We start from the raw sequence: 12,937 nt of genomic DNA, 5'->3' as shown, positions 1-12,937 counted from the left end.
GCCCTTCCGGCCACCGGCAGGGCCGGTCTCAGTTTCCTGCTGCCGTGCCGGCCGGGGAGCCGGCCCATCCGGCGCGCTGCAGCCACGCCGCGCACAGGGACGTCCATTGCCCGGGCCCTGGTTCGCCGGCCGCGAGTCCCAGCCCGTGCCGTCCTTCAGGGAAAACATGCAGTTCCGCCGGAACGCCGGCAGCAATCAGTGCCCTGGCATAGTTCAGGCTGTTGCTGACCGGGACGGCCTCGTCGTCGGCGGTGTGCCAAATGAATGCCGGCGGTGTGCGGGGCGTGACGTTCAGCTCCGCCGAGAGTGCCGTGAGGAGGGCCGACGGCGGTGCGTCGCCAAGGAGGTTGGCCACCGAGCCCTGGTGGGCTTCGTGGGTCAGGGACGCCACGGGGTAGCACAGCACCGAAAGATCCGGCACCGCCGCGGGATTGTCGAGGTCCGGCTTCCCCGTGGCAGCCGCCGTGCACAAGGTGGCGGCCAGGTGCCCGCCCGCGGAGAATCCCAGGACGCCGACGCGCTCCGCGTCCACGGGGAGCCCGTGCTCCCCGTTCCGGATGTGGAGCATGGCTTCCTTGGCGTCTTCCAGCGGGGCCGGGTGCCGGTCCGGGGCCACCCGGTAGCGGAGGACGAAGGCGTGGATCCCCAGTGCGGCAAGCCATTCTGCCACCGGCTCGGCTTCGTGGTCTGCCTGGCGGGCATAGCCCCCGCCCGGCAGGACCAGGATGGCAGGACGCGGGCCCGCGGCGCCGGAACGGGCGGCCACCGCGGTAAGTCCCCGCGGTGCCATCAGGCTGCCGCTTCCGTGCTGCGCCGCAGGGTTACCTCTCCGGTGATGCCGCCGGGAGCGGCCTCCACCTCGCCGCCGTCGCCGTCGGCCGGATTCCGGCCAGTGGCCCTGGTGGCAAGGCGCCCGATGTCTTCCAGGGGCAGCCGGACAGTGGACAGGGCGGGGCGGAAGTCGCGGAGGGTTTCAATGTCGTCAAAGCCGGCGATGGCTGCGTCGCGGGGGATCCGCAGCCCCTCGGACCGCAGGGCTGCTGCGGCGCCGATGGCCATGACGTCATTGACCGCAAAAATACACAGCCTGGGTGCGGCCCCGTCCCCGGACTGGGCTGCTTTGATCCTGGCGGCCAGTTGAAGTCCTGCCTCATATCCACCGGACCGGTTGAAGGCCGTGCGGAGCACCTCTGCCGGCCGCCGCCCGGCGCGCTCCAACCCTTCCTGGAAGCCGCGGACACGGTCGTCGGACGTCAGGAGGCCCTCAGGGCCGCCGATGATCACGAAGTCGCCGTCCCAGCCTTCCGCAAGCCCGGCGGCGAGCTGCCCGGCCAGCTCCTGGTTGGGGACTTTCACCACGTGGTACCCCTCCGGAGCGGTTGCACCCACGACGGGATGTCCCACCACGGCAACCCGGCCGCCGTTGCGGCAGTAGCGGTCAAGTTCGGCAGCCAGTTCGGCGTTGCCCTCCCGGTCCTCTTCCCGGCAGGAACGGGAACCGGCGATCACAATGGAGTCCGCGCGCCGCGCCGCGAAGGCGGCCACTGCTTCCTTCTCTTCGGCCGGGCCGCCTCCGGTGGTGGCGAGCAGCACCATTTTGCGTTGTTCCCGGGCGGCTTCCTGCACGCCCCTGGCGATGGCCGCGAAATAGGGGTCGGCAATGTCATGCACAATCAGGCCGATCAGGCCGGAGCTGGATTTCGCCAGGCCCTGCGCCTGGGCGTTGGGGATATAGCCCAGCGATTCAGCTGCCTGCCGGACGCGGTCGGCAATGTCCTTGCCCGGTTTACGGGCCGAGCCATTCAGCACGCGGGAAGCGGTGGCGGGCGAGACGCCGGCCAGGCGGGCCACCTCGGTAAGGGTACTTGCAGCCACTGCATCTCCTGGTGGTCGGTACGGGCTCAAAGGCTAAGCACATTATGACAGTTCAAACTACTTCCGGAAAGCGCTTGCCAACGGAAAGCGCGCCGTGCATTATTGAAGCAGCGGGAACGCGCTTTCCCAGGCATCTTCAGTACATTGCTCACTCACCGTGGAGGACACATGGGCTACGAAACCAAAACGATCCGCATCGCCATGAACGGCATTACCGGCCGGATGGGCTACCGCCAGCACCTGCTGCGCTCCATCCTGCCCATCCGCGATGCCGGCGGCTTCACCCTCGAGGACGGAACCAGGGTCCAGGTTGAACCCATCCTGGTGGGCCGCAACGAGGCCAAGATCCGCGAGCTGGCGGAAAAGCACAAGGTCTCCGAATGGTCCACCGACCTGGACGCCGTGATCAGCGACCCCACTGTCGACGTCGTGTTCGACGCCTCGATGACCAGCCTCCGCGCCGCCACCCTGAAGAAGGCCATGCTGGCCGGCAAGCACATCTTCACGGAGAAGCCCACGGCGGAAACGCTGGAGGAGGCCATTGAACTGGCGCGCGTCGGCAAGGAAGCCGGCGTCACTGCCGGTGTTGTCCACGACAAGCTGTACCTGCCCGGCCTGGTCAAGCTCCGCCGCCTGGTGGATGAAGGCTTCTTCGGCCGCATCCTTTCCATCCGCGGCGAGTTCGGTTACTGGGTCTTCGAAGGCGACATCCAGTCAGCCCAGCGTCCGTCCTGGAACTACCGCAAGGAGGACGGCGGTGGCATGACCACGGACATGTTCTGCCACTGGAACTACGTCCTCGAGGGCATCATCGGCAAGGTCAAGAGCGTCAACGCCAAGACGGCCACCCACATCCCCACCCGCTGGGACGAGGCCGGCAAGGAATACAAGGCCACCGCCGACGACGCCTCCTACGGCATCTTCGAACTCGAGACTCCGGCCGGAGACGAAGTCATCGGCCAGATCAACTCCTCCTGGGCAGTGCGCGTGTACCGCGACGAACTGGTGGAATTCCAGGTGGACGGCACGCACGGTTCCGCCGTCGCCGGCCTGAATAAGTGTGTCGCCCAGCAGCGCGCACACCCCCAAGCCCGTATGGAACCCGGACCTGCCCGTCACCGAATCCTTCCGGGACCAGTGGCAGGAAGTTCCCGCCAACGCCGACCTGGACAACGGCTTCAAACTGCAGTGGGAAGAGTTCCTCCGCGACGTCGTGGCCGGCCGCGAGCACCGCTTCGGCCTGCTGTCCGCCGCCCGCGGCGTCCAGCTCGCCGAACTTGGCCTGCAGTCCAGCGGCGAACGCCGCACCATCGATATCCCGGAGATCACCCTCTAATGACGTCCCTCATCCTTCCCTCCGAAGACGGCGGAACCAGGGAGTACCGCCTTCAGGGCGGCGCCGCCTGGGCCCGGCCCACTGCGCCCCTGACTGCACGGCGCGCCTATGCGGCCGCCCATGTCATCCCCGAGGTGCTGGCGGACAATACGCCCGGTGCCCCCGCCCGCCTGGACTGGGACGCCACCATGGCGTACCGCCACGAACTGTGGTCCTACGGTCTGGGCGTCGCCGATGCCATGGACACAGCCCAGCGCGGCATGGGCCTGGACTGGGCAGCGACGCAGCAGCTCATCAAGCGCACGGGAGTGGAAGCCGCATCCGTGGTTTCCGCCAACAACCCGGCCACCGCCGGCAAGTCCGTCCGTGACCTCGTCTCCTGCGGCGCCGGAACCGACCAGCTGGACACCGCTGCACTGCCCACCGGCGAAGCAGGCATCCAGGCGGTGCTCGAGGCCTACCGCGAGCAGATTGCCGTGGTTGCCGAGGCCGGACCCAAGGTCATCCTGATGGCCTCCCGGGCCCTGGCCAGGGTCGCCGGCGGCCCGGAGGACTACCTGCGGGTGTACTCCACCCTGCTGCAGGAAGTGGACCAGCCGGTCATCCTGCACTGGCTGGGCACCATGTTCGATCCCGCGCTCGCCGGCTACTGGGGCTCGGACGACGTCGCAACCGCCACCGAAACCTTCCTGGGCCTCATCAGGGACCACGCGGACAAGGTGGACGGCGTCAAGGTCTCGCTGCTGGATGCCGGCCACGAAATTGCCCTGCGGGCGGCACTGCCCGAGGGTGTCCGCCTCTACACCGGGGACGACTTCAACTACCCCGAACTGATCGACGGCGACGGCAGCCACCACTCGGACGCCCTGCTGGGCATCTTCGCGGCGATCTATCCCGCCGCCTCGGTGGCCCTGCAGAACTATGACGCCGGCAACCCGGCGAAGGCGCGGGAGATCCTGGACTCCACCCGCGAACTGGGCAAGCACATCTTCAGCGCCCCCACGTTCTACTACAAGACCGGCATCGCGTTCATGTCCTGGCTCAACGGCAAGCAGCCCGGCTTCCAGATGGTGGGCGGCCTGCACTCCGGCCGCTCCGTATGCCACCTGGCCAGGACCTTCGAACTCGCCGACCAGGCCGGCCTGCTCAGGGACCCGGCGCTGGCAGCCTTTCGGATGTCGGACTACCTGCGGATCAACGGGGTGGGAGTATGAGCGACTTCTCCCGCCTCTCCATCAACAGTGCCACCACCAAGAAGTGGACGCTCGCCCAGGTCGTCGAGGGCTGCGTCAACGCCGGGATCCCCGCCATCGGACCGTGGCGGGACCGGGTGGAGGAGGCCGGCCTGGACAAGGCCGCCCGCCTGATCAAGGACGCCGGGCTGCGTGTCTCCTCGCTGTGCCGCGGCGGATTCCTCACCGCCCCCGATCCAGAGGGCCAGGCGGCCGCGCTCGCGGACAACAAGGCAGCCATCCTGGAAGCCGTGGCACTGGACACCAGGGAGCTCTTCCTGGTGGTCGGCGGCCTGGCCCCGGGGGAGAAGGACGTGGTGGCAGCCCGCCAGCGCGTCGCCGACCGGCTCGCCGACCTGGTTCCGTTTGCGCAGGAAAACGGCGTACGCCTGGTCCTGGAACCGCTGCACCCGATGTATGCGGCTGACCGCGCGCTCATCTCCACCCTGGGCCAGGCGCTGGACCTCGCAGCGCCCTTCGACGCCTCAACGGTGGGGGTCGCCGTCGATACCTTCCACGTCTGGTGGGACCCGGAACTGAAGGCGCAGATCGAGCGGGCCGGCCGGGAGAGCCGCATCGCCTCCTACCAGGTGTGCGACTTCAACATGCCCATCGCCGCCGATCCGCTGCTGTCCCGCGGCTACATGGGCGACGGCGTGGTGGACTTTGCCACCATCGGCACCTGGGTGCGGGATGCCGGGTACACCGGCGACATCGAAGTGGAAATCTTCAATCAGGAGATCTGGGACACGGACGGCAATACCGTCCTGGCCTCAGTAAAGGAGCGCTACGCGGAGCTCGTCCTCCCGTACGCCTGACCTGACCCAAGACCGCGGGCTCCTGCCACGTTCCCAACATGACTGGCAGGAGCCTGCGCCCCACATGGAAAGGACCCGGACCGGCGGTGGATGCCCACCGCGGGTCCGGGTCCCTTTGTTTCTTTGTTACCTGTTGCTGCCCTGGGTATACAGCGAGGCGAACCGCCGGTACCGGGCCAGCACGCCGCCGTCGTCCTTCCCCGGTGGAAGGTTGACGGCGCCAGCAGCCCATGCAGGGAAACGTCCGGTGAGGGCCGCCGCTGCCTGGCGTGCCGCGCCGTCGGCAACATACTCACCCGGCTCCGGCACTGTGACGGGTGTTCCCAGCAGGGCCGCTGCGACTTCCTGCACGGCGGTGGATTGGGCGCCCCCGCCCACCAGGAGGATCCGGCGGGCAGACACGCCCTGGGCCTGCAGCGCCGCCAGGCCGTCGGCCAGGGAGCAGACCACGCCTTCGACGGCGGCGCGCGCCAGGTTGGCCGGGGTGTAGTTGGCACGGGTGATGCCGTGCAGGGTACCCGTGGCGTCCGGCAGGTTGGGTGTCCGTTCCCCGTCAAGGTAGGGCACCAGGGTGAGCCCTCCGGCGCCGGAACCGGCAGACAGGGCCAGCCGGTTGAACTCCGGCAGGTCCACGCCCAGCAGCGCCGCCGTGGCATCAAAGACCCGGGTGGCGTTCAAGGTGCAGACCAGCGGCAGGTAGTGCCCGGCAGCGTCGGCAAACCCCGCCACCAGTCCGGACGGATCTGCCGCCGGTGTTTCCGAGACGGCGAAAACGGTGCCGGATGTGCCCAGGGACATCACGACGTCGCCCAACCCCGCCCCTGCGCCAAGCGCGGCGGCCGCGTTGTCCCCGGCACCCGCTGCCAGGACGCTGCCTGCGGGAGTCCGCCCGGCCGCCTCCAACGGGCCAAGAACCCTGGGGACGGCAGGAACGTGGCCGAGCGCCGCGGACAGGACGTCCGGAAGGTAGTTGTCCTCCGCCGTCGAGTAGTACCCCGTGCCTGATGCGTCGGAGCGGTCTGTGGCCAAGGCGGCAAGCCCTTCGGCGCCGCTGCCCGGGCCGAAGCCGGCGAGCCGCCACGTCAGCCAGTCGTGCGGAAGGCAGACAGCGGCCACCTTTGCCGCATTCTCCGGTTCGTTTTCCGCCAGCCAGTGCAGCTTGGTCACCGTGAGGGAAGCAACGGGGACAGTTCCGGTGGTGCGGGCCCAATACTCGGCGCCGGCGGCGGGATCGCCGCCGCCGGCATCCTTGATGAGCTCCACGGCCGCGCCGGCGCTGCGGGTGTCGTTCCACAGCAGCGCCGGGCGGATGACGGCACCGTCGCTGTCCAGGCAGACCATGCCGTGCTGCTGCCCGCCCACCGAGACGGCGCTGACGTCATCCAGCCCGCCGGCGTCGGCCGCCGCCTTTTGAAGGGCAGTCCACCAATGGTCCGGATGAACCTCGCTGCCGGCAGGGTGCGTGGCCCGGCCCTGGCGGACGAGTGCTCCGGTATCCGCGTCGCGGATCACCACCTTGCAGGACTGGGTGGAGCTGTCGATGCCTGCGACGAGCACCATGGCCTAGTGGGCGCCGAGGAGGTGTTCGATGGCGAGCTGGTTGAGGCGCACGAAGGCAAAGGAGCGTTCGGCTGCCTTGTCGGCGTCGAAGTCCTGGAATGCTGCGGCGTCGGCCAGCAGGTCGGCGGTGGTTTCGCCGGCCTTGAGGGTGGGTTCGCCGAGTTCGAAGACGCCGGAGGTCTTGAGGGCTTCCTGTACCTGCGGGTCGGCGCGGAAGGCCAGGGCGCGTTCCTTCAGCAGCAGGTACATGGACATGTTGGCCTTGGCCGACTCCCACACGCCGTCGTAGCCATCGGTGCGGGAGGGCTTGTAGTCGAAGTGCCGGGGGCCGTCATAGGTAGGGCCGCCGCCGGGGAAGCCGTTCTCGAGCAGGTCCACGGTGAAGAAGGCGCTGGTCAGGTCCCCGTGTCCGAAGACGAGGTCCTGGTCGTACTTGATGCCGCGCTGGCCGTTGAGGTCGATGTGGAAGAGCTTGCCGGCCCACAGGGCCTGGGCGATGCCGTGGGTGAAGTTCAGTCCGGCCATTTGCTCGTGGCCGGTTTCGGGGTTCAGGCCCACGATGTCGCCGTGCTCGAGCTGGGCGATGAAGGCCAGGCCGTGGCCCACGGTGGGCAGGAAGATGTCGCCGCGGGGTTCGTTGGGCTTGGGCTCGAGCGCGATCCGCAGGTTGTAGCCCTTGTCCTTGATGTAGCCGGCGGCGGTGTCCACGCCTTCCTTCATCCGGTCCAGGGCGGCGGCCAGGTCCTTGGAGCCGTCGTATTCGCTGCCTTCCCGGCCGCCCCACATGACAAAGGTTTCGGCGCCGAGTTCGGCGGCGAGGTCGATGTTGCGCAGGACCTTGGAGAGGGCGAAGCGGCGGATCGAGCGGTCATTCGAGGTGAAGCCGCCGTCCTTGAAGACAGGGTGGCTGAACAGGTTGGTGGTCACCATGGGAACTTTCAGCCCGGTCTCGGACAGGGCCGCGCGGAAGTTCTTCAGGATCAGGTCCCGCTCCGAGGCGGAGGCATCAAACGGGACAAGGTCGTTGTCGTGGAACGTGATGCCGTACGCGCCCAGTTCTGCCAGGCGGTGCACGGCCTCCACCGGGTCCAGCGCGGCACGGGTGGCGACGCCGAACGGATCGGCGCCGGTCCAGCCGACGGTCCAGAGACCAAAAGTGAATTTGTCGGCGGGGGTGGGCGTAAGAGTCATGATGCGTCCTTGCGATCGGGCTCCGCGGAGGTGCGAAGCTTTAGTTTATTACCTGAACTATATGAGCCGTCGTAGGGTTGGGTCAAGAGTCCCGGCTGGAAAACAGCCGGAAAATCTGTCGGAACTTGGACGGGGAGGTTTGTGATGGTGATGCCGGCGCCTGCAGTGGCGGGACCCGGAGGCGCTGCCCCCGGAAGCGTGGCGGATGTCCGGCGCAGCAACCTGGCACTGGTCCTTGGCGCAATCGCCGAGTTTCCGCCAGGCGTCCATCCCAGCCGCGCCCAGCTGGCCGGAGCCACCGGACTGACCAAGGCATCAGTGTCCAGCCTGGTGCTGGACCTCCTTGACGCAGGGATCGTCCGCGAAATCGGCCTCAACCCGCAGGGGCGGGGCCGTCCCGGCGTGGGTCTGGAACTCAGCCCCAGCCGGGCGGTCATGGGGATGGAAATCAACGTCGACTACATCTCCGCGGCAGTGGTGGACCTCGCCGGAACCGTCCTCGTCCGGGAGGAAGAGGAACGCGACAACCGCAACAGCCCGGACGGGCCGGTGCTGTCCGCGCTCGCAGCCCTGGCCGCCCGGGTCAGGAGCACGGCGGGGGAGCACGGCGTCGAGGTCCTGGGTGGCGGACTTGCCGTGCCCGGGCTCGTTGACCCGGCCCTGGCGCGGGTGCTCACCGCTCCGAACCTGGGCTGGGTCAATGCGGACCTGGACCTGGAGGCGCTGCTGCCCGAAGCTCCCCTTGGGGTGGCGCTGTTCAATGAAGCCAACGCCGCAGCCCTCGCCGAACTGCGGCACCGGCCGGACGGGGCGTCGGACTTCCTCTTCGTCTCCGGCGAGGTGGGCGTCGGTGGCGGGATAGTCATCGGATCAGAGCTATTCACCGGTCCGCACGGCCACGCGGGCGAGGTGGGGCACATTGTGGTTGACCCCGACGGCGGGCATTGTTCATGCGGCGGGACCGGCTGCCTGGAGACCGTTGCCGGCCAGGACGCCATTTTTGCCGCGGCCGGCCTGGCCCTGGACCGGGGTTCCCGCTCCGCGGACATGTCCGCCCTGCTGCAGGCGCTGCGGGCCGGGGAGCCCCGGGCTGTTTCCGCCGTCGAACGTGCGGGACGCTGCCTGGGGATAGCACTCGCCTCGACGGCGCGGGTGGTCAACATCGAATCTGTGGTCCTTGGGGGCCACTTCGCGGTCCTCGAACCATGGCTGCGTGCCCCGTTGCTGGCGAGCCTGGACAAATATGCGCCAGGGAAATATGCATCCAGCCAGGTGACGATGTCCGCCGTTGGCGAGTCGGGCGCCCTTTTGGGGGCAGCCGGAAGCGTGATCCGCTCCCTGATGGAAGCGCCGCACCGGCTGCACGCGTAGCGCCACGCACAACGCCCCGGTCCGAAGACCGGGGCGCCATCCACTGCGGTGCCCCAGGAGGGAATCGAACCCCCGACCGGCGGATTAGAAGGCCGCTGCTCTATCCCCTGAGCTACTGAGGCGTTGGCTTCCGGCCTGCAGGCCGGCGCCTCAAAAAGTTTACATTGCCCGGCTGCCGGCGGTGTCATCCAGCCGCCACTCATCCTCCACACCGGCCTTTCCCCCGGACGTTGTCCACATAGGCAAACCCGTCCCTCCTGCCCGACGTGGTCCGGCGCGATGCTGGTCATGCCTGCTAAAGGCGCCACCATCCAGACAGGACGTAGACATGAGCGAAACCATCACCATCCGGGGCTTCGTGGCCACCGAGATAACCAGTTCCACCACGCCAGGGGGAGTGGCAACAGCTTCCTTCCGCATCGGTTCCACCACCCGCCGCTTCGACCGCGAATCCAGGACCTGGGGCGACGGGCACACCAACTGGTTCACCGTGCAGGGCTACCGCCAGCTGGCGGGAACCCTGGGGTGCAGCATCAGGAAGGGCCAGCCGGTCATCGTGGTGGGCAAACTGAAGATCCGCACGTGGGAAAAGGACGGGCGGGTGTACCACTCCGCCATCATTGACGCCGATGCCGTGGGGCACGACCTCTCCTTTGGGTCGGCAAACTTTATCCGCACCGCTTCCAGGCCGGCGCTCTCCCTCGTGGAGCAGCCGCCGGCCCCCGATGACGTCCCCGGGCTGGACCAGGACCCGGACGAGCCGGAGGACCGCGAAGATGAACACCCCGGGGATCCCGGCCACCCCGCCGTCGTCATTGAGGACAGCGACGGCGGTCTCGCCTCCCTTGACCTGGAAACGGGGGAACTCGCCGAAGTCTAGGAACCACGTATCAGGTATCAGCGTTGCCCATCCAGTCCCGGGCGGACGGAATGGCGGCACCCCCCGGCCGCCCTCCGTCCGCCCGCCAACACCCGTCCGCCCGCCAACATCCCACATCCGCAGGCCCTTGACGGACACTGCGTCCCAGGGGAGCTCTGGTGCACTGCCCGTTTTCCGGGCCGGGCCGTCCCATCACCCATGGCAGAATGACACCATGCGTCCCATCCCCCGTAAACGGCAGTACAACCGCGCCGGCGCAGCCCTGGCATGTGCAGTGCTGGCCTGCCTCCTGTCCGGGTGCACCGCTGCTCCGTCCGGAACCGGACCTGCAGCCGGTGGCAGCGGCAACCAGCCCTCACCGGCGGCCCCGGCTGCCGGTCCCGGTGCGGACGGACAACCGGTCCAGGCCAAGGACTCCGCGACGCCGGGCAGTAATGCCGGCGGGGAACCGCTGGCCAACACGTCCGGCGGCGCGGTTTCGGCCGCAGCTGCCGCCGCCACCGAAACGGTGAAACGGACGGTTACGGATACCCTGACCAAACTGGCCACGGGAACGCCGAAACCTGCCACTGCCCAGGTCAGCGACGCCCTGACCGGGGCCGGCATCGCGCCGGCCGCGCTTCAGGTCTCGCAAAGCCGCACACCCACCGGGCTGGAGGCGGACGCCATCGAAGCCGCCGTGCTGCAGGGCAAGGACTGCGTCATCGGGCAGGTTCGCGAAGGTGCGGTGACCGTCACAGTCCTTCCGGTACTTGCCAGCGGCAAATGCTTCGTGGGCTCCTGATCCGGCTGAGCTGTCCGCCGCAAATGTGAGATCTGCCCGCCAACCCACTAGATTTGAGACCATGGCGGAATTTATCTACACAATGACCAAGGCCCGCAAGGCCGTTGGCGAAAAACTCATTCTTGATGACGTAAGCATGTCCTTCTTCCCGGGCGCCAAGATTGGTGTTGTGGGCCCAAACGGTGCCGGTAAGTCCACCATCCTCAAAATCATGGCCGGGCTGGACACGCCCTCCAACGGCGAGGCCAGGCTCAGCCCCGGCTACAGCGTGGGCATCCTGCTCCAGGAACCGCCGCTTAACGAAGAAAAGACTGTCCTGGGCAACGTCCAGGAAGGCGTTGGCGAGATCTACGGCAAGATCCAGCGCTTCAACGAAATCTCCGAGGAAATGGCCAGCCCCGATGCTGACTATGACACCCTCCTCGAAGAGATGGGCAAGCTGCAGGAGGCCATCGACGCCGCCGACGCCTGGGACCTCGATTCCCAGCTGGAACAGGCCATGGACGCCCTCCGGTGCCCGCCGGCCGATGCCGATGTCACCAACCTTTCCGGCGGTGAGCGGCGCCGCGTGGCACTCTGCAAGCTCCTCCTGCAGAAGCCCGACCTGCTGCTCCTCGACGAACCCACCAACCACCTGGACGCCGAAAGCGTGCTTTGGCTCGAGCAGCACCTCTCCAGCTACCCCGGCGCCGTCCTCGCCGTCACCCACGACCGGTACTTCCTGGACCACGTGGCGGAATGGATCGCGGAAGTGGACCGCGGCCACCTCTACCCGTACGAAGGCAACTACTCCACCTACCTGGAGAAGAAGCGCGCCCGCCTCGAGATCCAGGGCAAGAAGGACGCCAAGCAGGCCAAGCGCCTCTCCGAGGAACTCGAGTGGGTCCGGTCCAACGCCAAGGGCCGCCAGACCAAGTCCAAAGCCCGCCTGGCCCGTTACGAGGAAATGGCCGCCGAGGCCGACCGCACCCGCAAGCTTGACTTCGAGGAAATCCAGATCCCGCCGGGACCCCGCCTGGGTGGCCTGGTCCTGGAGGCCAGGAACCTCCAGAAGGGCTTCGATGAGCGTGTCCTGATCGATGGGCTGTCCTTCACCCTGCCCCGCAACGGCATCGTGGGGGTCATCGGCCCCAACGGTGTGGGCAAGTCCACCCTCTTCAAGACCATCGTCGGCCTGGAACCGCTGGACGGCGGCGAGCTCAAGATCGGTGACTCGGTCAAGATTTCCTACGCTGACCAGAGCCGCGGCGGCATCGACCCCAACAAGACCCTGTGGGAGGTTGTCTCCGACGGACTCGACTTCATCCAGGTGGGCAATGTTGAGATGCCGTCCCGTGCCTATGTGGCCGCTTTCGGTTTCAAGGGCCCGGACCAGCAGAAGAAGGCAGGTGTCCTGTCAGGTGGTGAGCGGAACCGCCTGAACCTGGCACTGACCCTGAAGCAGGGTGGAAACCTGCTGCTCCTCGACGAGCCCACCAACGACCTCGATGTCGAAACCCTCAGCAGCCTGGAAAACGCGCTGCTCGAGTTCCCCGGCTGCGCCGTGGTGGTCTCGCACGACCGCTGGTTCCTGGACCGCGTGGCCACGCACATCCTTGCCTACGAAGGTGACGACGAGAACCCCTCCAAGTGGTACTGGTTCGAGGGCAACTTCGAATCCTACGAGGAGAACAAGGTCCAGCGGCTGGGCCCCGACGCGGCCAAGCCGCACCGCGTCACCCACCGGCGCCTGACCCGCGACTGACCTGCCGGGCCCAAGGGCTCGTCAACAGGACGCCTGCGGGCCCGTTTGCAGGAAAACGGAAGGCCGGCACCCGGGCTGAATTGCTCCCCGGATGCCGGCCTTTCCCATGCCCGGCGCACCAGCGCCGGATCGCAGACGTGTGCGGA

General features: G+C 67.8%; 10 protein-coding genes, 1 tRNA gene and 1 pseudogene. 7 read left to right on the top strand and 5 right to left on the bottom strand.

Annotated features, from left to right (window positions below; genetic code table 11):
• Nucleotides 1-28: 28 nt before the first annotated feature.
• Both OUO20_RS08440 and OUO20_RS08435 read right to left on the bottom strand, forming a co-directional pair.
• Entirely contained in the window at nucleotides 29-790 is a 762-nt protein-coding gene (locus tag OUO20_RS08440) for an alpha/beta hydrolase (protein ID WP_268003236.1), read from the bottom strand.
• A complete protein-coding gene (locus OUO20_RS08435) occupies nucleotides 790-1,875 on the bottom strand; it encodes a LacI family DNA-binding transcriptional regulator (RefSeq protein ID WP_018769498.1) in 1,086 nt (361 codons plus the stop codon). Before OUO20_RS08435 ends, OUO20_RS08440 begins: the two co-directional genes overlap by 1 nt.
• 168 nt (nucleotides 1,876-2,043) lie before the next feature.
• Here OUO20_RS08435 and OUO20_RS08430 point away from each other — a divergent pair.
• The 3 genes and pseudogenes from OUO20_RS08430 to OUO20_RS08420 all read left to right on the top strand — a co-directional run bounded on the left by OUO20_RS08430 (nucleotide 2,044) and on the right by OUO20_RS08420 (nucleotide 5,261).
• A pseudogene (locus tag OUO20_RS08430) lies at nucleotides 2,044-3,211 on the top strand (Gfo/Idh/MocA family protein).
• A complete protein-coding gene (locus OUO20_RS08425; protein WP_018769496.1) occupies nucleotides 3,211-4,425 on the top strand; it encodes a dihydrodipicolinate synthase family protein in 1,215 nt (404 codons plus the stop codon). Before OUO20_RS08430 ends, OUO20_RS08425 begins: the two are co-directional and overlap by 1 nt.
• Nucleotides 4,422-5,261, top strand: a complete 840-nt coding sequence (locus OUO20_RS08420) for a sugar phosphate isomerase/epimerase family protein (protein WP_018769495.1) — start codon at nucleotides 4,422-4,424, stop codon at nucleotides 5,259-5,261. The genes OUO20_RS08425 and OUO20_RS08420 overlap by 4 nt, the downstream gene beginning before the upstream one ends.
• Nucleotides 5,262-5,387: 126 nt before the next feature.
• Here the strand turns inward: OUO20_RS08420 and xylB are convergent, their stop codons facing one another.
• Both xylB and xylA read right to left on the bottom strand, forming a co-directional pair.
• Nucleotides 5,388-6,821 carry a xylulokinase gene (gene xylB, locus OUO20_RS08415; RefSeq protein ID WP_018769494.1) on the bottom strand — a complete coding sequence of 478 codons (1,434 nt, stop codon included), beginning with the start codon at nucleotides 6,819-6,821 and terminating at the stop codon, nucleotides 5,388-5,390.
• 3 nt (nucleotides 6,822-6,824) lie between these two features.
• Nucleotides 6,825-8,012 (bottom strand): xylose isomerase, encoded by a 1,188-nt coding sequence (gene xylA / locus OUO20_RS08410; RefSeq protein WP_018769493.1) that lies wholly within the window; start codon nucleotides 8,010-8,012, stop codon nucleotides 6,825-6,827.
• A gap of 144 nt (nucleotides 8,013-8,156) precedes the next feature.
• Here xylA and OUO20_RS08405 point away from each other — a divergent pair, with 144 nt between their 5' ends.
• Nucleotides 8,157-9,383 (top strand): ROK family protein, encoded by a 1,227-nt coding sequence (locus tag OUO20_RS08405; RefSeq protein ID WP_018769492.1) that lies wholly within the window; start codon nucleotides 8,157-8,159, stop codon nucleotides 9,381-9,383.
• Nucleotides 9,384-9,432: 49 nt separating this feature from the next.
• Here OUO20_RS08405 and OUO20_RS08400 read toward each other — a convergent pair.
• Nucleotides 9,433-9,505: transfer RNA gene (locus OUO20_RS08400), tRNA-Arg, on the bottom strand.
• Nucleotides 9,506-9,711: 206 nt separating this feature from the next.
• Here OUO20_RS08400 and OUO20_RS08395 point away from each other — a divergent pair.
• The 3 genes from OUO20_RS08395 to ettA all read left to right on the top strand — a co-directional run bounded on the left by OUO20_RS08395 (nucleotide 9,712) and on the right by ettA (nucleotide 12,791).
• Complete coding sequence (locus OUO20_RS08395; RefSeq protein ID WP_056390711.1) at nucleotides 9,712-10,263, top strand: single-stranded DNA-binding protein; 552 nt, start codon at nucleotides 9,712-9,714, stop codon at nucleotides 10,261-10,263.
• A 214-nt stretch (nucleotides 10,264-10,477) separates the two neighbouring features.
• Entirely contained in the window at nucleotides 10,478-11,047 is a 570-nt protein-coding gene (locus OUO20_RS08390) for a DUF6993 domain-containing protein (RefSeq protein WP_018769490.1), read from the top strand.
• Nucleotides 11,048-11,108: 61 nt separating this feature from the next.
• Complete coding sequence (gene ettA, locus OUO20_RS08385; RefSeq protein WP_018769489.1) at nucleotides 11,109-12,791, top strand: energy-dependent translational throttle protein EttA; 1,683 nt, start codon at nucleotides 11,109-11,111, stop codon at nucleotides 12,789-12,791.
• Nucleotides 12,792-12,937: the final 146 nt, after the last annotated feature.

The organism is Arthrobacter sp. FX8 (assembly GCF_026723805.1).
GTDB lineage: Bacteria > Actinomycetota > Actinomycetes > Actinomycetales > Micrococcaceae > Arthrobacter.
The sequence above is the reverse complement of the archived record's forward strand: the minus strand, read 5'-3'. Positions and strand labels throughout refer to the sequence as shown.